This window comes from Enhygromyxa salina, from assembly GCF_002994615.1.
Lineage (GTDB): Bacteria > Myxococcota_A > Polyangia > Nannocystales > Nannocystaceae > Plesiocystis > Plesiocystis salina_A.
On the sequence record NZ_PVNK01000263.1, the window covers coordinates 112,390 to 130,371 of the forward strand.

The window sequence follows — 17,982 nt, forward strand, 5'->3', positions numbered from 1 at the left end:
GACGATTAACCGGCGGCTTGGTGCGCGACACGCCTGCGATGCAACCATGCGATGCCGACGCCCAACGCGAGCAGGGGGAGAGGAAGGAGCCAGCCCAGCGCCACAGCTCGGGTGTCCGGCGAAGCCTCCGGGGCCTTCGTCAACACCTCGAAGCGCGCCGTCGCCCCGGCCTGGAGCTGCTGGGTCTTCGGTTGCACGAAGGTCACGAGCACGGGGCCGAGCTCGGCCGGGAAGTGTATTTCAAGGGTCTGCCCCGACCACCCGGCCGAGGCGGACTCGTACTCGACCGGCAAGAGGCGGGCGTGGGCATGGCCGCCGAGGTCGGTCTCGATCGCGACCGCCGCCGCCGCGTTCACGAGCTGCTCGCGGCTCGGGAAGCTGCGAAGCTCGAGGGCCACCTCGGCTCCGTCGAGTTTGAGACGCGTGCCGGCGAGCAACGCGTCCGGGTCCGGCAACGACCCTGCGTCGGCGCGCAGGTCAATCGTCAGGTTCCCATCGCGCAAGCTGACGCGAGCCGTGTTGGTCTCGAGCTCGTGGGCGTGGGCCTGGCGAGCGAAGAGCGTGACCAGGACCAAGGCCGTCACGAGCCAGACCGGCGCGCGGCTCATCGACAGTACTCTCCGCTTTCGACGACGCCGTGGTTGGTGACCGTGCGCATCTCGAACAGGTAGCAGTTTGCGGTGTCCGAGGGCTCGTAGCTGATGTAGTAGTCCTCGCCTCCGTAGCGGTAGCGCATCACACGTGCGTCGCCCTCTGGGGCGAACACGAGCTCCTCCACGCCGCCTTGGGGTGGTGTCCCGGGCGGTCGTTCCATCCCGTTGGCGCTGCGAAGGGGCGGGACCCGTGGGAGCATGTCGGGGTCGATCTCGCCGACGAGGCATTGAATGGTGTAGGGCCAGCCCGCCGAGGTGTGGTAGCGAAAGCCGAAGCTTTCGTCCGCTTGGTGGTTGCACAGGCCGAGCGTACCGGGGTCGATCGTGCTCCCGTCCGGGTTGTTGTTGCCGTAGATCGGGTATCCGTCGAAGGCCCAGCCGATGATGGCGTCATCTCCGGCGTTGGCCATCTGCGCGATCATGCAGGTGGGCGAGGCGTGATAGTGGTAGTCGTCGCCGCGGCCTGCGTGTCCGCCACAGTTGTCGAGCTGGCCAAGCTCGACCGTGTCGACCTCGGGGTGGTGGGTCGACAGCTCCTGCTGCGAGAGCTCGCCGCCAGCGCTGTAGTCGTACATCGGCACGCCATTGACGGCGACGCCGAGCGCGGCGTCGATCGTCGTCACCGCGGCGGCGGGGCTCGGAGCGAGGCGAATCGGCGAGCTGTAGTCCACGGCTGGCACGGGCACCTGCTCGTTGGTGCCGACGATGCCGGTCATCAGCTCGTGATCCGGATAGGTGTCGGACTTGATCAGCGCGTAGGTGTCATTGCAGGTCACCTCGACCTTGGAACCGAAGCCGGCCTCCTCGACCGAGGCCGCAATGGCCGCGCACCGAACCGCGCTGGCCGACGGCGTGCCCGTCGGCTCGTTGCTGGAGTTGCTGCACCCTGCGGCGAGGGCGAGCAAGATGAACGACGAGTTTCGAATTGAAGCGTTGGGCATGGTGGGTCTCCGTGGCTGCTAGCAGCCCGGGGTGCTAGCCCCAAATCAAGCGCTGAATTGAACAACTGAATGGTTTGGGGCGAGCGCGAGGTGAATTGGCGAGCGTTTGAGGCGAAAGGTCCCTTGAAGACTGGGTTAGGGCGCCTCGATGGTGACCTTGCACAGCAGCGTATTGTGGGTCTCGAGATCCGAGGTCCAGATGAGGCGCGCGCGGTCGTCCCAGGTGATCTGGTCATAGCCGTCCTTGGGCCGGACCTCGTCCTTGCTGTACTCCGTGGCCTGACTCCACTCGCTGGTGTCGAAGGTGGCGGATTTCCAGCCCTGCGGCTCTTCACTCGAGCTGAACTTGCAGGTCTCGCTCGGGTTGGGATCTTTTTCGCAGCCCTTGTCGAGGGGGGCCTCGTGGATCACGAGACAGCGCCAGGAGCGGTCGGTGACCGCGACGACCGAGCCGGTCTTGTTGTTGGTGACCTGGGCGATGAAGCCGCCGTCTCCCATCTGTTGCTTGGGTTGGCCGATGTACTCGAGGCCGGTGTCATTTTGCTTGTAGTCCTTGATGACGAAATTCAGGTGCAGCGGGTAGCTGCCGTCGAAGCTGAAGGTCTCGCTGTTGAACGAGCGCTCCGTGGTGATCGGCACGCTGTCTTCGAGCACGAGGGTGTCGTCGAGGTACATCGCGAACCAGTTGTCCGCCCACACCTCGACGGTGAACTCCCCTCGCGCGGCCGTGGCGCTGGCCGAGGCGCGGGCCGAGGAGGCTGGGGCCTCGGTGGTGGAGGACGAACAGCCGGCGAGGAGGCCGAGGAGGGCGAAGATGGCGGGAACGGAGGAGTGAATGGACATCGTGAGCACTGGCTGGGGGTTCGCGGGCAAGACACTTCACCCCGCGGGTTTGGTTTACGTCGAGGCGCAAAAAATGGGCGGTTCGAGAATCTCGCCGAGGGTGTCAACTGGACCGGGCCATGGCGTGTCTTTCGTTCGAGACATGCCTGAGCCGATCCCCGATCTCGATGACCCCCTCGTCGCCCTCATCGATCGTCACTGGCGTCCGGAGGCCCGCGGCGGCGGTAATTTCGTCACGGGCGATCTCGTCACGGCCGCGCGTTCGTCCCGACGTCGCTCGCAGCGCGAAGACGCGGCTGCGCTCATTGCGTTGGCCGCGGCCGTGCTGCTCTTCTTCGTCCTCCAGCCCAGCGTTCGCCCCGCCAGCGAGGCCACCAATGTCTGGCTCGACGGGACCTCTGTGTCTGCGACCGCTTCCGGCTACGAGGGCGAGTTCGCCGGGCTGCAGCGGATCTTCCTCGAAGGAGCGCCGCGGTGAGCCGGGTCGCTCCGTTTGCGGTCGGGCTCGCGCTCGGCCTGGGGATCGCCCTCGCGGTGAGCGCTATCCGTGAGCCTGATGCGCCACCTGCGCGAAGCGGCGCGCCGATTCAGGACGTGCTCGAGTACCACGCGGATGCGCTCGGCCTCGACCGCGCGACCAACGACGAGGCCTGGGCCCTCGCCAACGCCGCCCGCGACGAGCTCGATGGCTATCGGGCGACGATCCGGGCCGAGCGGGAGCAGTTGAACCAGATCCTCGACGCGGCCGAGGTCGACCGAGCGCGCATGGAGGCCGTCGTCGGCAAGATCAGCGCGGCGGAGAGGGAGCTTCGGATCCGCGAGATCGAGGTCATGCTCGAGATCCGAGCGTTGCTCACGCCAGAACAGATCGATGTGCTCGAGAAGCTTGGCCCTCCACCGCCCCCAGCGCGCGAGCGTTGACCCGCCTCGGTCGAGGCACGCGGCGAACATGGCGAAACTCGCGAGGGTGCGGAGCTGACACATTCCGATGAGCGCGAGGCGGCGTTCGAGCGCTTCGTCGCGACCCACCACGAGCGCGCGGTTCGCTTCGCCTGGCGGCTGTCGGGGGCCGGCAACGGGGTCGCCGAAGAGCTCGCGCAGGAGGCCTTTGTCGTCGCCTACGACAAGCTGTTGTCACTGCGCGATCCGGCTGCGCTCGAGGGCTGGTTCTTCCGCATCCTCGCGCGCCGGGCTGCCAACCACCGCCGATGGTCGGCGGTCCGGACCCGCTTCGCGCGCAGCTTCGTACCCGAGCCGTCGCCCGCTCCGAACCCGCCCGAGCCCGCGCTCCGTGCTCGGATCGCTGCGGCCATGGACCAGCTCTCCGAAGCTCAGCGCGAGGTCTTCGTGCTCGTCTACCTCGAGGGCTTCACCCTGGACCAAACCGCGGAGATGCTCGGCAAGGCGCCGGGAACCGTGCGCACGCATCTCCACCGCGCGCTCGGGACCCTGCGGAGCGAGCTGGCCGAGGTGATGGCCGAGCTCGACTAGCAGCCCGGGGTGCAATCCCTCGCGCCGCCTCGCTTGGCCTTTTCGCCGAGGGCTTTGTCGCCAAAACTTGCAGTACGCCCGGTACAGCGGCGTTTTGGCTTCGCGCCCTCGGCGAAAATTCCGGCGCGAGGCGACACGATGCATTGCACCCCGGGCTGCTCGCCCTGAATCAAGGGCTGAATTGAACAAGCTGAATGATTTAGGGCTAGCAGCCCGGGGTGCAATGCCTCGCGCCGCCTCGCTTGGCCTTTTCGCCGAGGGCTTTGTCGCCAAAACTTGCAGTACGCCTCACGCCCTGCTCAGCTCGCGGGCGAGAGAAATACGTTGAACTTGTTGCCGTCGAGGTCCCGAAAGTAGCCGACGTAAAACCCGGCCTCGCCCCGGGGGCCCGGGGCTCCCTCGTCGCTGCCGCCGAGCTCGAGGGCCTTGGCGTGGAGGCGGTCGACCTTCTCGGTCGTGTCGACGGCGAGCCCGACCATCGAGCCGTTGCCGCTCGTCGCGGGCTGGCCGTCGTAAGGGCGCATGACCGCGAGCGCGGGCTCGCCGTAGGCGGTACCCCAGAGGATCCCGTTGGGCATGTCCATCAGTCGCTTGGCGCCGAGCTCGGCCAGCAGCGCGTCGTAGAAGGCGGCGGCGCGGTCGAGGTCGTTGGTCCCGACGGTGACGTATCCGATCATGCGCCGGAGTGTCGGGCAATTTCGGCGCCGACGCCACGCGGCGACGCGGCTTCGCTCACTCGCCCGCGTCGGGCGCTTCGTCGCGGATGATGATGACCTCGCCGCGCCTGCGCTCGGGCTCGACCTCGGGTGGCTCGGGCGGCTCGGGCTCCGCCGCGCCGGGGTCGCCGGGGTCGCCGCCGCCGCTCGCGTCCCAGGGCCCGAGTGTGACGGGGATCAACACCTGGCCGCCGCCCTTGGGCATCAGCCAGCTGAAGGCCTCGGCGCGCAGGCACTCCTCGACCGTCTCGCGGCTGCTGCCGAGCGCGGTCACGTCGACCTGGTCCACGCGGCCGTCGCTGGCGACGGTCATCGCGAGGACCCAGCGCGCGGCGACGACCTCGTCGGCCATCAGCAGCGGGCGCAGGCACTCGGACAGCGTGTCGTGGTGGCTGTTGAGCACCGGGCGGAGGCGCTGCTCGTCCCACTCGCCGACGAGGACCTCGGCCGGCCCGAGCACGATCGTGCCGCCGAGCTCGAGCTCGCTGCTGACTCCAAACCCGCGCGCGCCCGGGAGCGGCTCGAGGGCCTCGGGCTTGACGCAGGCGAGGGCGGGATCGTCGAGGGGAGCGAGCTCGCTGCTGAGCACGAGGGGAAAGCAGCGGCGGTCGCCCCAGCTTTGACCAACGCCGACGCTCGCCGCCCAGTCGTCGAGGACCTCGCCCGCGAGGTCGCCGTCGGGCCAGCGCAGGGGCGTGTTGGCGACGATCAGATAGTCGGCCTCGGGCTGCACGACCGGCACGGGCTCGGGGGGCGGGGACTGATCATAAAAAACGTCGAGGGCCAGGGCGCGGAGGCTCTCGATCTCGGCGGGATCGTCGATCACGCGGCGGTGCTCGCCGCACTCGTTGCGGACGATCAGCTCGAGCTCGGCGCCGCCGTCGTCGCGCAGCCACAGGACCGAGCCCTCGGCGTCGCGCAGCAGCGGCTCGCCAGCGTCTGGGAGCTCTGGCGCGTCGGCGGGGGCCCAGGCCACGCCGACCGCGTCGTCGGGGATCGGCGCGAGCACGCGGATCCCGTCGGCGTCGATCCATCGCCAGCTCGCGTCGGCGGGCGGGGCGGGCAGGCCCTGGGTCGGTGACTTGGCGCCAACGCGGACACCCGCGCCGACCTGCATCCGCTCGTCCTCGCCGGCCGCCGAGAAGGGCGCGAGCTCGAGCGCGCGCGTGGTGACCTCGGCGAGGTGGACCTCGGGCACGTAGAGCAGCACGCGCAGATGCGCGAGATCGCTGAAGCGCGGACCGCAGCCGCGGGGCGGATCCTCGTCTTCACCGTCGAGGTCGTTGGTGACCGCGACGAAGCCCGTCGTCGCCCCGATCGCGGGGTCGTTGGAGCGGACCACGCCGATGACCCGAAACGCGCGGGCGCGCGGCGGCGCCTCGGCGGCGGTCAGCGGCGGCTCCGGGAGCTTCAAGACCCAGCTCGGGCTTTGGTAGCTCGGCCGCGCGTAGAGCCGCGCGCCCGCGGGCAGGGCCACGCGACCGCGCAGGTGCTCGGGCGCAGGCTCGATCATGAGCTTCTCGGTGCCGGCCGCGAGCGCGCTCGGGGCTCCGGTGGTCGGGGTCGTCGGCTGGGTCTTGCAGCTGGTCACCAGGGCGAGCGCCAAGCTCGCGACCCACACCGCGCGCTGGCGACTCGAGCTCACGCCCATGGTTTAGCGGCTCCGGGCAGGGTTGGCCACGAGCGGCGGCCCCGAGGGTCGTGGAGGCTCAGCTACGCTCGCGGAGCCAGGCCTCGACCTCGGCGAGTTGGGCCGCGTAGGCCTCCAATTCGGCGTAGGTCGAGCGCCCGGCCCGAGCCATGGCGATCGCGCGATCCCGATCGCGGCCGAGGCCGCGCGGCGCATCCCAAAGGGCCTGCGCGAGCACGAAGTGGACCCGGGCGAGCTGGGCCGGATCGACGGTCTGGGCCTCGCAGATATCCAGCGCGCGCGTGAGCGGAGCGAGGGCCTCGCCGGCCCGGCCCTCGCGGATCGCGGCGAGGCCGAGGGCGGTGAGCGGGGGCGCGAGCTTGGGGTGATCGGGACCTAGCGCGGCCTCGCGGATCGCCACGGCGCGCTCGAGCTGAGCGCGAGCCTCGTCGGGCTCGCCGAGCTGACTCGAGAGCTCGCCGAGCGCGACCAACACGCGCGCGACGAGGGGATGGTCGGCTCCCAGGGCCTGCTCGCGGATCGCCAGCGCCCGGCGATAGTATGCGGCGGCCTCGGCCTGCTCACCTTCGGCCAACGCGACATCGCCGAGGCTCTTGAGACTGTACGCGAGGTCGGGGTGATCGGGGCCGAGCGCGGCCTCCTCGATCGCGAGCGCGCGCTCGAACAGGTCCCGGGCCAGGGCGTGCTCACCCTCGAGCTGCGCGAGGTTGCCGAGGTTTCCGAGGCTGGTCGCGAGCACGGGGTTGTTGGGGCCGAGCACGCGCTCGTTGTGGGCGAGCGCGCGCTCGAGGTAGGTCCGGGCCGCCTCGAGGTCGCCCTGCTCGGCGGCGAGGGTCCCGAGGTTCTCGAGCGAGCTGGCGACGTGGGGGTGGTCGTGACCGAGCACGCGCTGCTTGAGTTCCAGCGAGCGCTCGAGGTACGCGCGCGCGGCTTCGGGGCGGCCCTCGACCGCGACGACGTTGCTGAGGTTGTTGAGCGCGTAGGCCTTGTAGGGGTGGTCGGGGCCGAATTCGGCGTCGATCAGTTCGATGGCCTGTTCGAGGAGTTTGGAGGCCTCGGCGTACTCGCCCTCGGCGCTCGCGAGGTTGCCGAGGTGGTTGAGGTAGACGATGCGGGTCTGCACGTCGGCCGCGCGCGACAAGGGCCCGGCGTGCTTCGCCCACGCGCGGCCACCCTCGTGGTCGGCGAGGCGGGCCCCGACGATCCAGATCAGGTTGGCGGCCGCGAGCGCTGACTCGTCGGCCATGCGCTGGCCGAGGGCCGCGCCGTAGGCGAGCTCGAGGGTGTCCCGGGCGCCCTCGAAGTCACCGGTGCGATCACGCAGCGACCCGCGGCGCAGCCACGCGCGGGCGCGCAGCGGCTCGTAGTCGATGGCTTCGGCCTCGGTGACGATGGCTTCGACGAGTGCGAGGCCCTCGGTGTACTTGCCGGCCCGGCGCAGGGCCTCGGCCTCGGCGAGGCCATCGTCGAGGGCTGCGACCCGCTCGGCGAGCTGTGGGTCTTCGGGCGGCGGGACCTCGGCGGTCAGGACCTCGATGTCGGCGCAGCGCGCGAGGTCTGGCAGATCCCAGACCATCTGCACGGCCCGATCGACGACCGGAGCGTCGGCGTGCGCGAGGATGTCGACGGTCGCGCGGACGTGCGCGAGCCGGCGATCGAGGCAGGCCATGCGCAGATCGAGCAGCTTGGCCGACTGCTCGCCGCGCTGCGTCGCCTCGCAGGCGCGGGTGCGGCCGTCGACCCATGCCCGCGTGTAGTCGTCGAGCCGCCGCTCGACGCGGGTCCAGGTCGCTGGCGCGTGGTAGCGCTTTGTCCCCTCGATCGCCGCGCGGGTCTCTGCCCGGCGATCGTCGTCCCAGACGCCGATGAGCGGATCGGCCATGTCCGCGCAAAGCTCCGGCTGTTCGTCAGCGAGCGCGGCCAGACCCCACGCGCCGCCGAACACGAGCGCGAGCCCACCGGCCACGGCCAGCCACTTTCGGCGTCGGATCGCCGGGTCGTCGGCGAGGGCCGTGAGCAGGGCCTCGATCGAGGGCCAGCGCGCCTGTGGGTCGAAGGCGAGCCCGCGCAACACGACCTTGCGCAGCCACGTCGGGACCCTCGAGTCTTGCGCGACCGGGCGCAGGCTTCGCTCGCGGATCTCCGTGGACAGCTGCCCGAGCGTCGCGGCCGCGAACGGTCGCTCACCGTAGAGCGCCTCATAGAGCGCCACGCAAAAGCCGAACTGATCGCTGGCTGCGTCGGCGCGACGACCCGCGAGCTGCTCGGGCGCCATGTAGGCCGGGGTCCCGGCCAGCATCCAGTCCGAGCTCGTGTCGAGTGACGCCTCGCTCGGCTGCTCGAGTTCGTGCGCGAGCCCGAAGTCCATGACCAGCACGCGGCCGTCGGCCCGGATCATCACGTTGTCGGGCTTGAAGTCGCCGTGGACCAGCCCGGCCGCGTGGACAGCCGCGAGCCCCCGACCGGCGGACTCCATGAGCGCGAGGATTTCGGCGTGCGTGCGCGCGCGCGCGGTCAACCATCTTGACAGGGTGACCCCGTCGACGTGTTCCATGACGATGAAGGTCAGGACCTCGCCGTCCTCGCCCTTGGTCTCACCGATCTCGAACACGGAGACGACGTTGGGGTGCGAGAGCTTGGCCATGACCTGGGCCTCGCGCACGAAGCGATCACGGGCCGCGGGCGCTCCCACCGCGCGCAGGAGCTTGATCGCAACCTTCCGCTCGAGCCGCGGATCCTGGCTGGCATAGACGACGCCCATGCCACCTGCGCCGACGATCTCATTCAAGACGTAGCGGCCGAGGCGTGGGGCCGCAACCTGCTCGCCGAACAGGCGTGACAGAACCAGCCGCTGGTTGTGCTCGCTGACGACGCGAGCAAAGGGCTCGGGACCGTTGCTCTCGCTCATGCTCGCTCTCCCTCAGGGCCGGCGAGCTGGTGCCGACACAGCTCGACCCAGTCTTCGAGCCGCGTCAGCGTGCTGTCGAGCAGCGCCGGTGTCCGTGCCATCGCGGCCATCGCGGCCTCGAGGGCGTCGCGAGCCCGACGCAGGCGCGAGCGCGCGGTCGGGGCCGGGATGTCCAAGACCGCGGCGATCTCGTTGGTCGTCAGCTCCTCCCAGTAGTGCAGCTCGAGCACGACCTGGTAATTGACCGAGATTGCGCGCAGGCCCGCGAGCAACAGCCGCTGCTCGCGTTCGCGGACGAAGAGCGAGCTCGGGCTCGCGCCGCCGACGGCTTCGAGCGTGATGTCGTCGAGATTCGCCGATGGACCCAGACGATAGGCCTGACGGAGGTGGGCGCAAAATACTCGGTAGGCGATCGAGAGCAGGTAGGGGCGGAACCGGGCCGCGTCGTCGATGCGGTCGCGAGCTTCGACGCAGCGGACGAAGGTCTCCTGCGCGAGGTCGGGCACGTTCTCGAGCGTGACCTTGTTGGCGAAGAAGCGCTCGACCGCACGATAGTGTCGACGAACGAGCTGCTCCCCTGCGAGCGACTGGCCTCCGCGCCAGGCGTCGAGCAAGTCCGGGTCGCTCGGGTTGGACGTCGGCTGGCCTGGCATCGCGGCGACATGCTAGCAGCCCGGGGTGCAATGCCTCGCGCCGCCTCGCTTGGCCTCTTCGCCGAGGGCTTTGTCGCCAAAACTTGCAGTACGCCGCTGTGGAGCTCGAGCGACGGCCGGGCGATCGAGGAACAGCGGGGTCTCGGAGCCGAAGGTGGGCCCTTCGCTCGTCGGGCCGACGGCGATCCGGACGCTTGGACGCCGTTCCTGGGCAAGTTCACGGTCGCAAAGGCCAGCGTATGGCCATCGAGGTCGAACTGCTCTCGCCACGTCGTCTTCGAGTAGTTGTCGGGCTTGAGCTGGGGCGGATTGAGCTTGGTCATGATTGTTTCTCACTTTGGTGGGGGTGACCTGCGTGCTCGCGTCGAGGCGCACGCAAGAGGACCGGGGTCTCGCTCGCCGCCCGAGGGCCGGTCGACGGACGCCACCGAGGTCACAGGTCGGAAGTGAGCGCAGCGCGAAATCGGATCTATTTTTTTGCGCGACCTTGACCCTCTCGATCAAAGCGGCGCCGACGACGAAGCACGCTCAGCCCGGGGTCTCGTCGTCGTCCCAGACCTCGCCCGCTCGATCGTAGCGGTGCTCGACGACCTCCGCCTCCCCGACGAAGGTCACGCCTTCGGACTCCACGTCGAGCTCGCCGGCGATGAAGCCCTCGAGCGCGGCGTGGCTGACCGCGTAGTAGCCCCCGAGGTCGCGGCACTGGTGCAGCCGCCCGCTGTGCTTGCAGTCCTCGCACCACGTGAACAGCTGCCGGGTCTCGCCGTGCTCGTTCTTGGCCTCGAAGTAGCAAAACCCTCGGGCCTCGCAGCGCGGGCAGTCGATCTCGCCGACGCGCTCGCGCGAGGCGAGCCGCGCCGCGAGCTCGGCCTCGCGCTTTTGCTCCGCGACGTGCTCGGCGACCGGGAAGCCGCAGTCGGGGCAGGCCTTGGCTCGGTCCGAGACCTGGCGCTCACACTCGGGGCAGGGGATCAGCATGGCCGGGTCATGATAGGCGCTCAGTCCTCGGTCGGTGACGCGCTGACCTCGGCGGGCGGCGCGGTGACCTCGGGCGGCGCGGTGACCTCGGGCGGCGCGGTGACCTCGGGCGGCGCGGTGACCTCGGGCGGCGCGAGGACCTTCTCGAGCTCGGTCACCGCTGACGCGGGCTCGAGCTCGACCGGCGTCGGGACCCCCTCCATCATGTCGCCGAGCTGCTTGTCGGGCAGGTCGTAGGCATGGAGCAGCGTCGCGACCAGCTCGTCGCGCTGGTAGTGGTTGTAGCGCTGGGCCTCGCGCAGGCAGAACACCGCCCCGACCGCGGTCGCGATCGTCGGCACCCAGCCCTGGAGGCTCTGATCTTCGAGGAGCAGGAGGACGGCCCAGGTACAAAACGCGACGAACAGACCGTCGAGGGTCGCGGCGCTGACCCAGTAGCGCCGCAGGAGCGAGAACGAGGGCGCGAAGCGCTCGCGCTGGCGAACCTCGGCCCACATGCGCACGTAGAGGGCGGACTCGCGGTCGCTGCCGCCGTTGGCGAAGTAGCGGGCCAGCCACGGGACGCGGTGGCCGTAGGCGCTGACCCGAAAGCTGCCGTCGGGCAGGTGCTCGAGCATGCCGTGCTCCTCGAGCCGCTCGAACAGGAGCGAGCGCCTGGCCCTCGGCGCGCCCGCGAGGCTCTGCTTGAACCGAAACGCCCACTTGCGGACGAAGCGGCCGAGCGCGAAGCAGGTCATGCCGGACACGTAGGAGGCCAGGACCAGCATCGCGGCCGCGACGGTTGGCATGTGGCCGGACACCAGGTGGTCGCCCGAGGCGAGGGGCTCGAAGCCGATCAGCTGGGCGAGCCCAGGCGTCAGCCCGGCCCAGGCGATCGCGGCCACGAAGGTCGCGCCCGACACGAAGAACGAGAGATCGAAGATGTCGAAGAAGTCGATGAACTTGTCGAACAGAGGCTTGACCGCTTTGGCGACTTCGGACATCGGCGGATCAACGGTAGCACTCCGCGACCGATCCACGACCGATCCACGGTCGTTGCTGACGAGCCCTCGACGCCGGTCCCCCGACCCCAGATTGGGACCCGAGGTCGGGACCGGGACCACAGCTCTCAGGCACACTCGGCGCAGGTCTCGGACGCCGGGGGCTCGCCCGGCTCGAACGCGGGCAGGCCGATCCCCACCAGCAGCCCGCGCATCGTCGGGGTCCACTGCTGCGCGTTTTCGCACCAGGTGATCAGCCCCAGATGCGCGAGCTCGTCGAGCTCGGCGGCCATCGTCTCGGACTCGCGCTCGCTGATCGTACCCAAGAAAACGTTGTTCGAGGGCAGATCAGAGCCTCGCAGCTCGACGATGAGACGCAGCAGGGACGGAGCGCCGGGTTGGGTGAACGTGTGCATTTCTGGAGACTCGTACAGTACTGGCCGAGTGTCCAAATTCTGGCGTTTTGTTCAGGCGACCCTTTCGCCACCCCCGCGGCTCGGGGGGAAAGTGGCACGCCGCCGGGCTTGGGTGCCCCGGCTCAGCCCGGCTCGATGTTGAGCAGCGCGAAGCCGGTCATGTCCGAGTAGGTGTAGGCGGAGACGAGGCCGGTGACCGTGTTGACGATCATGTTGTTGTCGGGGTCGACCTTGTAGGCGCGGCTGCCGTTGCGTGGCACACCCCAGACGAAGCCGTCGAAATCGACGGCCACGCCCCAGATGAGGTCGTCACCGTCTTGGCCGACGTCGAGGGTCCGCACGACCTCCATTGTCTCCGTGTCGACGCCGAGGATCTGGCTGTAGGCGCCGCGATAGAGGATCCCGTTGCCGTCGCCCATGCAGCCGCCCGTGTGGACGCTGCCGTCGAGCAGCGGGACCGAGGTCCACTCTTCGCTGTCGGGGTCGAAGCGCCGGGTCGAGCGTCCGCACAGCCACACGTAGCCCTCGGAGGTCACGGTCATGCCGTAGCCGCCCTCCTCGGGCACCTCGAACGCGTCGTAGCTGAAGTCGTCGTAGTTGACCCGGACCAGCCACGAGGGCGAGGGGTCTTGGCCCTGCAGCTGCGACAGCCACACGTTGTTGTCGGCGTCGACGGCCGCGCCGTAGAAGCCGTGCCAGTTCGGCCACGGCTGGGGCAGGTCGGGGATCGGGACCTGCTCGATGATCTCGCCGGTCTGCCCGTCGAGCAGCGCGACGACGGCGGTGCCGGGCGACCAGTCGGACCACGCCGTCCACACGTTGACGTCCTCCCACTCGCAGGTCTGCTCGTTGAGCACGCCGTTGGTCCAGGCGATCGGGCGGTTGTCGCTGTGGGGCAGATCGGTGAACCACGCGAGGCACTCGTCTTGACCCCAGGGGAGGATGTCGCCGCCGTCTTGCGAGGTCTGGATCCCGGGGGTGCCGTTGGTGTCGAGGCAGTCGTCTGCGTTCGCGTAGATCTTGGCCACGCCGCCGAGGCGGTTGGCGGTCGCGACGTCGCCAGCGCGGTTGACCGAGGTGCGCGAGGGGCTGCCCGCGCTGTCCGAGCGGACGACGTAGCGACCGAGCTCGACGCCGGTCTCGGTGTTGATCTTGGACACCGTGCCCTCGCCCGAGTTGGCGATCCAGATCAGCTTCTCTCCCGGGGCGAGCTCGTTGCCGCCCGGGCAGATGTCGCCGTCGCCGTCGCCGTCGCCGTCGCCGTCGCCGTCGCCGTCGCCGGAGTCGCCGTCACCATCGCCGTCGCCGTCGCCGTCGCCGGAGTCGCCATCACCATCGCCAGGGTCGCCGTCGCCGTCGCCGTCGCCGGAGTCTGGGTCGCCATCACCGTCGCCGCTGCCGGTCTCCTCGTTGGACTCCGCGCCGACGGTCTCGCCCGCGGTCTCGAGCGCGACGCCGCTCGACCCGTCCTCGCCCGCGTCGGAGGCCGAGCCCCCGCATCCAGCCACGAGAAGGGAGGCGGACCCCATGATCGTCAGCAGACGAGCGCTGTTCATCGGGTCCGAGTATCACCTTCGCGCGGCGCCTGGCTGTGACGCGGGTGACAACTCCTCACGAGCTGCTCTGCGCGAACCCGCGCCACGCTCGGTGTGAACGACGTCCTGGCCGCGGCGCATCGCAAGCTCCGGCGGCGCGACATCGCGCGCCTCCCACGACGCAGACGATCCGAAAGCGGCGATCAGCGCGAGGGGAAGAGCGTGAGGTCTTGCTTGCTGCCGTCGGGGCGCGCGTGGGTCACCGCGTGATGGAGCGGGACCACGGCCCCGTGCTCGCGGCCGAGCCGGAGCAGCTCGTAGGTCTCGCCGGCCTCGCGCCGCAGATCCACGATGACCTCCCAGTAGGGTTCAGACTGGGCGTCGAGCTGCTGCATGACCTCGATGATGCGGCTGTGCCCGTGGTTCCAGAAGGTCTCCTTGACCGTGAGCTTCTCGCCCCCGCTGCCCTCGAAGGTGAGCTCGGTGACGGCGACGTCGGCGGTCCCGATGTCGTCGAGCAGGCTCACGGCCGCGTGTTGCGGGACCCAGTCGACGTCGTGGAACAGGTCCTCGGGGTGCTCGGCCGCGCCGCCGAACAGCTCCTCGAAGTCGACGTCACGGACGAGCCACTCGTCCGCGTCTTGGAGCCGATAGCGGAGGGTGACGGTGGGTTGGAGCGTGGCCGTGGTGTCGGGCTGTTCATGTCCTGTCATCTTCCACCTCCGTGTCTTGGGTGTCTTGGGTGTCTTGGGCTGCTGGGTTGGGGTCTCGGGTCTCGTGGGTGTCTTGGCCCGCGCGCTCGTGCTCGAGCCGCTCGCTGCGTTGCCTGGCCAGCGCGCTGGCGATCTCCACGCCGCGGGGCGTGAGCTCGTCGACCCGCCGGGCGTCGGCGCCCCACCCGAGCAGCAGCGTGCGCAGGGCGATCGGGACCAGGCGATCGAGCTCGACCCCGGCGACGCCGAAGCGACCGAGCTTGCGCAGCTGAAGCACGCCCTGCATCGCCGACCACAAGATCACGCCGCGCTCGCGGGCGTCGCCCGGGACCAGGGCGCCGGCCTGGACCGCGTCGTCGATGACCGCGGTCAGCATCAACTGGAGTCGGACCAGGGCCGGGAAGATCGGCGCCGCGGCCTCGGTCGCGAGAAACTCACGCGGGTCGCCGATCAGGGTCGAGACCAGGCCGTACTCGGCAGGCCGGCGCTGGGCAAAGCCCACGTACACGTTGCTGACGACGATCAGCCGGAGCAGACCTTCGGACTCGCTCAGAGGCTTGTCTGTTGACTCACCGGCGGCCGCGAGCTGCTCGGCTCGCTCGTTGTCGACCCACTCGAGCCCCACCGCCATGTCCTCGCCGATGCGATCCATGACCCGGTGCAGGAGCGCGACGAGCAGCGCGTCTTTTGAGCGGAAGTAGCGATACAGCGCTCCGACGGCGTAATCGAGCTCCTTCGCCAGGCGCTGAATCGTCAGGGCCTCGAAGCCCTCGCTCTCGAGCAGACGCAGCGCCGTCTCGACGATGCGCTCGATCGTAGCTTCCCTGCGCTTTTCTCGCATGTGAATGGAGGGTAGCAGTTAAAGGGCCCAGTCTGAACAGAGTTCACGATGAACGCTGAGAGTGAAGGCATTTCACTCGAAGGTCTAAGAGACGATCGTTTCGGTCTTTAGTCAAATGAATTTATTGATGTTTCTTGTTCTATCTAGGCGCCGCCTCGGCCCCCTCGTCCCACCCGGAGGAAAACTGGGGGGCCGTTCCGAGGGGCGGGATCACCCAACTGTGCGCGCGGATGCACGGTTCGGGCCAGCTCGGGCGGCCGCTTTTGCGGGCCCGGAGCGCGCTCGGACCACGGGCGCGAGCCTCGTTTCGATCTTGTATGCTCCGCCGCATGCGCACACATCGACGTGGCTGGACGCCACCGATCCCCCTGACGCTGGTCACGGCGCTCGCGGTTGTCTCCCCCCTCGGCCTCAGCGGCTGCCAGAAGGTCAAGGAATTGACTGGCCAGACCGACGAGAGCAGCGACGAAGACGAGACCGAGGACAAGACATCCGAGGACCCGGCCGCGGACGCGCCCGATCAGGCTGCCGTCGAGCTCGAGACCGCAAAAGAAGCCGGCCTCGCCGAGGCGGCCCTCGCTCCGCCGCCAGTGGCGGGCCCGATGACCGGCCTCGACGATCTCTTGGCCCTCGTGCCCAAGCAAGATGGCGACATCAAGGGCGTGGTCGTCGTGCGCGACGCGAGCGTGTTCCTCGACTACATCGACGAGGGCTCGAACTTCGTCGCCGGCCCGCTCACGCGCCTGGGCGCCGCCGCCAAGGGCAACCCGGCGCTGTCGGAGCTGGCCTCGGCCGGAATGGTCTACCCGATGATCAAGGGCCAGTACGAAGCGGCCAAGATCACGCTCGCGGCCAGCGGCATCCACCTCGACAAGGGCATCGTCGTGGCCGACGACGCCCAGGGCAACGGCGTGATCATCTACGCGGGTGACAAGCCCGACGCGCTGCCCTCGCTGATCAAGGCGATCGACGACAGCGGCCCCGAGATGAGCTGCAAGAACATCGATGGCCACGCGGGCTACGTCGTCTGCACGGAGGAGAAGGCGGACCTCGAGGCCTACGCGCCCGCCGGTCCCGAGGGCGCCGCGGCGATCCGCGCGCGCCTCGCGACCAACTTGCCGGGCGTCGACTTCGAGGCGTCCAACATCATCATGGACATCGCGGAGGAGGACCTCCACCTGACGATCGAGACCCCGCCGGGTCTGATGGTCATGAGCCTCGCGCCGCCCCAAAACGAGCCCGAGATGCAGGAGATGGCTCAGACCTTCACCCCGTCGGCGGGCAAGCTGCTGCGCGGGGTCCAGCCTGGCGCGGGCTTCATCTGGGGCAACGTCTCGCCCCAGCTGGTCGCCGACGAGATGGTCGCGGACATCGCCAACGATCCCGGCGCCCCGCAGTCGGTCAAGGACCTGGCCGGTCAGCTGACCGGTGAATTCCTCCTCGCCGGGCACTACCAGCCGGCCGCCGTCGCGCTGCAGGTCGGCTTGAAGGACGACGGGTCGTGGCCGGCGGTCGCCGGCGAGCTCGAGGCCGTGATGCCCGGTGTCAAAGAGGGCATGAGCCAGGAGCTCGACATCCCCGGCGCGACCTGGGACGTGGGCATCATCGACATCCCGGTCGGCGCGGAGACCGTCAAGGCCCTGCACGCCGGGCTCTCGGGTGTGCCCGAGGCCGACGTGCTCGCGCAGATGACCGGCCTGACGATCGACGGCTGGGTGTTCGCCGCCAGCGACGCGCTCCACATCGCGCTTGGCGCCTCGCCCGAGGCGATCGGCCAGCTCCCGGCCGCGCCCGGCGAGGAGGGTCCGAGCGACGGGCTCCGGGCCTACCTGCCGGGGTCGCTGATGTCGGCGCTCGACGCCAACCAGGTCAGCATGGTCGCGCACATGCCCCTCGACGCGCTCCACAGCCCGCAGACCCGCGAGCTGATCAAGACCGCGCTCAAGAACGTCGAGGACGTCGACGCCGACCTCGTCCTCGCGATGTTCGATCTGGCCTCGCCGCTGTCGAACGGGACCATGTGGCTGACCCACAGCGGCGGCAAGACGCAGATCCACATGGCGCTGCAGGCCTTCGGTCACCGCGCCGACGACGAGGGCAAGGCCGCGCTCGCGGCCGCAGCCGCGGTCGCCTCGGGCGCCGATCCGACGGCGAGCTACAGCCCGCTCGTCGCTCAGTACCCGAACTCGGCGCGGCTGGCCGCGTACAGGGCCCGCGCGGGTCAGACTCAGGCCGCGCTGGTCGCCTCGGGTGTCGGCGCGCTCGTGGCCGCGGGCGCGCTCGCGTACCCGGTCCTCGAGGGCGCCCGCAACGAGGAGATCAGCGAGGAGCTCGACATCGAGGAGGATGCGGCCGAGAAGGCCAAGGAAGAGTCCAAGCAGGATCCGACGCCGACGCCGACGCCGACGCCGGCGGACGACACCAAGGACGAGACGGACAACACCGAGCCCGAGCCGACGCCCGACCCCACGCCGATCATTCCCGTCCCCTCGGGCGATGAAGGCGACGAAGGCGACGATGGCGCTCCGACGCCGCCGCCGATCATCCCCAAGAAGATCCCACGCAAGAGGAACTAGGCCTCACGCTCGCTCGGATCGAATCAGCCGGTGGCCACGCCGCCGGCTGATTCTCACGTTAAGGTAATGCTTCCTGGTCCTTGGCGA

General features: G+C 69.6%; 18 protein-coding genes. 5 read left to right on the forward strand and 13 right to left on the reverse strand.

The genetic code is table 11. The annotated features are described in order from the left end of the window. Positions 1–5: 5 nt before the first annotated feature. From ENSA5_RS30440 to ENSA5_RS30450, 3 genes are all read right to left on the reverse strand, one after another. Entirely contained in the window at positions 6–608 is a 603-nt protein-coding gene (locus tag ENSA5_RS30440) for a hypothetical protein (protein WP_106395220.1), read from the reverse strand. Further along, positions 605–1,594 (reverse strand): YHYH protein, encoded by a 990-nt coding sequence (locus ENSA5_RS30445; RefSeq protein ID WP_106395221.1) that lies wholly within the window; start codon positions 1,592–1,594, stop codon positions 605–607. Before ENSA5_RS30445 ends, ENSA5_RS30440 begins: the two co-directional genes overlap by 4 nt. 135 nt (positions 1,595–1,729) lie before the next feature. Then, positions 1,730–2,437, reverse strand: coding sequence for a hypothetical protein (locus ENSA5_RS30450; RefSeq protein WP_219906894.1), 708 nt, complete (start codon positions 2,435–2,437; stop codon positions 1,730–1,732). Positions 2,438–2,579: 142 nt separating this feature from the next. Here ENSA5_RS30450 and ENSA5_RS30455 point away from each other — a divergent pair, with 142 nt between their 5' ends. The 3 genes from ENSA5_RS30455 to ENSA5_RS30465 are packed head-to-tail and all read left to right on the forward strand — an operon-like array spanning position 2,580 to position 3,928. Next, on the forward strand, positions 2,580–2,915 hold the full coding sequence (locus ENSA5_RS30455) for a hypothetical protein (RefSeq protein ID WP_106395222.1): 336 nt from the start codon (positions 2,580–2,582) through the stop codon (positions 2,913–2,915). Continuing rightward, positions 2,912–3,358: a Spy/CpxP family protein refolding chaperone gene (locus ENSA5_RS30460; protein ID WP_181198313.1), complete on the forward strand. Its 447-nt coding sequence runs from the start codon at positions 2,912–2,914 to the stop codon at positions 3,356–3,358. Before ENSA5_RS30455 ends, ENSA5_RS30460 begins: the two co-directional genes overlap by 4 nt. Positions 3,359–3,412: 54 nt before the next feature. After that, positions 3,413–3,928, forward strand: a complete 516-nt coding sequence (locus ENSA5_RS30465; protein ID WP_106395224.1) for an RNA polymerase sigma factor — start codon at positions 3,413–3,415, stop codon at positions 3,926–3,928. Positions 3,929–4,227: 299 nt separating this feature from the next. Here the strand turns inward: ENSA5_RS30465 and ENSA5_RS30470 are convergent, their stop codons facing one another. From ENSA5_RS30470 to ENSA5_RS30485, 4 genes are all read right to left on the reverse strand, one after another. Beyond that, positions 4,228–4,605, reverse strand: a complete 378-nt coding sequence (locus ENSA5_RS30470; RefSeq protein ID WP_106395225.1) for a VOC family protein — start codon at positions 4,603–4,605, stop codon at positions 4,228–4,230. Between the two features lie 55 nt (positions 4,606–4,660). Next, a complete protein-coding gene (locus tag ENSA5_RS30475; protein ID WP_146156273.1) occupies positions 4,661–6,289 on the reverse strand; it encodes a hypothetical protein in 1,629 nt (542 codons plus the stop codon). Positions 6,290–6,353: 64 nt separating this feature from the next. Then, positions 6,354–9,203, reverse strand: coding sequence for a serine/threonine-protein kinase (locus ENSA5_RS30480; protein ID WP_106395227.1), 2,850 nt, complete (start codon positions 9,201–9,203; stop codon positions 6,354–6,356). Next, complete coding sequence (locus ENSA5_RS30485) at positions 9,200–9,856, reverse strand: RNA polymerase sigma factor (RefSeq protein ID WP_106395228.1); 657 nt, start codon at positions 9,854–9,856, stop codon at positions 9,200–9,202. The genes ENSA5_RS30480 and ENSA5_RS30485 overlap by 4 nt, the downstream gene beginning before the upstream one ends. 30 nt (positions 9,857–9,886) lie before the next feature. Here ENSA5_RS30485 and ENSA5_RS30490 point away from each other — a divergent pair, with 30 nt between their 5' ends. Continuing rightward, positions 9,887–10,141, forward strand: a complete 255-nt coding sequence (locus ENSA5_RS30490; protein WP_106395229.1) for a hypothetical protein — start codon at positions 9,887–9,889, stop codon at positions 10,139–10,141. A gap of 243 nt (positions 10,142–10,384) precedes the next feature. Here the strand turns inward: ENSA5_RS30490 and ENSA5_RS30495 are convergent, their stop codons facing one another. The 6 genes from ENSA5_RS30495 to ENSA5_RS30520 form a co-directional block, all read right to left on the reverse strand. Beyond that, positions 10,385–10,834 (reverse strand): hypothetical protein, encoded by a 450-nt coding sequence (locus ENSA5_RS30495; RefSeq protein WP_106395230.1) that lies wholly within the window; start codon positions 10,832–10,834, stop codon positions 10,385–10,387. A gap of 20 nt (positions 10,835–10,854) precedes the next feature. Continuing rightward, positions 10,855–11,817: a hypothetical protein gene (locus tag ENSA5_RS30500; RefSeq protein WP_106395231.1), complete on the reverse strand. Its 963-nt coding sequence runs from the start codon at positions 11,815–11,817 to the stop codon at positions 10,855–10,857. Positions 11,818–11,942: 125 nt separating this feature from the next. Next, entirely contained in the window at positions 11,943–12,230 is a 288-nt protein-coding gene (locus ENSA5_RS30505; protein ID WP_106395232.1) for a hypothetical protein, read from the reverse strand. 122 nt (positions 12,231–12,352) lie between these two features. Beyond that, positions 12,353–13,786: an NHL repeat-containing protein gene (locus tag ENSA5_RS30510; RefSeq protein WP_181198314.1), complete on the reverse strand. Its 1,434-nt coding sequence runs from the start codon at positions 13,784–13,786 to the stop codon at positions 12,353–12,355. Between the two features lie 182 nt (positions 13,787–13,968). Next, a complete protein-coding gene (locus ENSA5_RS30515; RefSeq protein WP_106395233.1) occupies positions 13,969–14,478 on the reverse strand; it encodes a hypothetical protein in 510 nt (169 codons plus the stop codon). Further along, the gene (locus tag ENSA5_RS30520) at positions 14,465–15,319 is read right to left on the reverse strand and encodes a TetR/AcrR family transcriptional regulator (protein ID WP_106395234.1); all 855 of its coding nucleotides are present in this window, start codon (positions 15,317–15,319) and stop codon (positions 14,465–14,467) included. Before ENSA5_RS30520 ends, ENSA5_RS30515 begins: the two co-directional genes overlap by 14 nt. Positions 15,320–15,648: 329 nt before the next feature. Here ENSA5_RS30520 and ENSA5_RS30525 point away from each other — a divergent pair, with 329 nt between their 5' ends. Next, positions 15,649–17,895, forward strand: coding sequence for a hypothetical protein (locus ENSA5_RS30525; protein WP_146156274.1), 2,247 nt, complete (start codon positions 15,649–15,651; stop codon positions 17,893–17,895). Positions 17,896–17,982 lie beyond the last annotated feature (87 nt).

Excerpts from the sequence above, each read along its gene's own strand:
- ENSA5_RS30440 (WP_106395220.1), bottom strand. The coding sequence starts at position 608 with ATGAGCCGCGCGCCGGTCTGGCTCGTGACGGCCTTGGTCCTGGTCACG.
- ENSA5_RS30445 (WP_106395221.1), bottom strand. The coding sequence starts at position 1,594 with ATGCCCAACGCTTCAATTCGAAACTCGTCGTTCATCTTGCTCGCCCTC.
- ENSA5_RS30450 (WP_219906894.1), bottom strand. The coding sequence starts at position 2,437 with ATGTCCATTCACTCCTCCGTTCCCGCCATCTTCGCCCTCCTCGGCCTC.
- ENSA5_RS30455 (WP_106395222.1), top strand. The coding sequence starts at position 2,580 with ATGCCTGAGCCGATCCCCGATCTCGATGACCCCCTCGTCGCCCTCATC.
- ENSA5_RS30470 (WP_106395225.1), bottom strand. The coding sequence starts at position 4,605 with ATGATCGGATACGTCACCGTCGGGACCAACGACCTCGACCGCGCCGCC.
- ENSA5_RS30480 (WP_106395227.1), bottom strand. The coding sequence starts at position 9,203 with ATGAGCGAGAGCAACGGTCCCGAGCCCTTTGCTCGCGTCGTCAGCGAG.
- ENSA5_RS30485 (WP_106395228.1), bottom strand. The coding sequence starts at position 9,856 with ATGCCAGGCCAGCCGACGTCCAACCCGAGCGACCCGGACTTGCTCGAC.
- ENSA5_RS30490 (WP_106395229.1), top strand. The coding sequence starts at position 9,887 with ATGCCTCGCGCCGCCTCGCTTGGCCTCTTCGCCGAGGGCTTTGTCGCC.
- ENSA5_RS30495 (WP_106395230.1), bottom strand. The coding sequence starts at position 10,834 with ATGCTGATCCCCTGCCCCGAGTGTGAGCGCCAGGTCTCGGACCGAGCC.
- ENSA5_RS30500 (WP_106395231.1), bottom strand. The coding sequence starts at position 11,817 with ATGTCCGAAGTCGCCAAAGCGGTCAAGCCTCTGTTCGACAAGTTCATC.
- ENSA5_RS30505 (WP_106395232.1), bottom strand. The coding sequence starts at position 12,230 with ATGCACACGTTCACCCAACCCGGCGCTCCGTCCCTGCTGCGTCTCATC.
- ENSA5_RS30510 (WP_181198314.1), bottom strand. The coding sequence starts at position 13,786 with ATGAACAGCGCTCGTCTGCTGACGATCATGGGGTCCGCCTCCCTTCTC.
- ENSA5_RS30515 (WP_106395233.1), bottom strand. The coding sequence starts at position 14,478 with ATGACAGGACATGAACAGCCCGACACCACGGCCACGCTCCAACCCACC.
- ENSA5_RS30520 (WP_106395234.1), bottom strand. The coding sequence starts at position 15,319 with ATGCGAGAAAAGCGCAGGGAAGCTACGATCGAGCGCATCGTCGAGACG.
- ENSA5_RS30525 (WP_146156274.1), top strand. The coding sequence starts at position 15,649 with ATGCGCACACATCGACGTGGCTGGACGCCACCGATCCCCCTGACGCTG.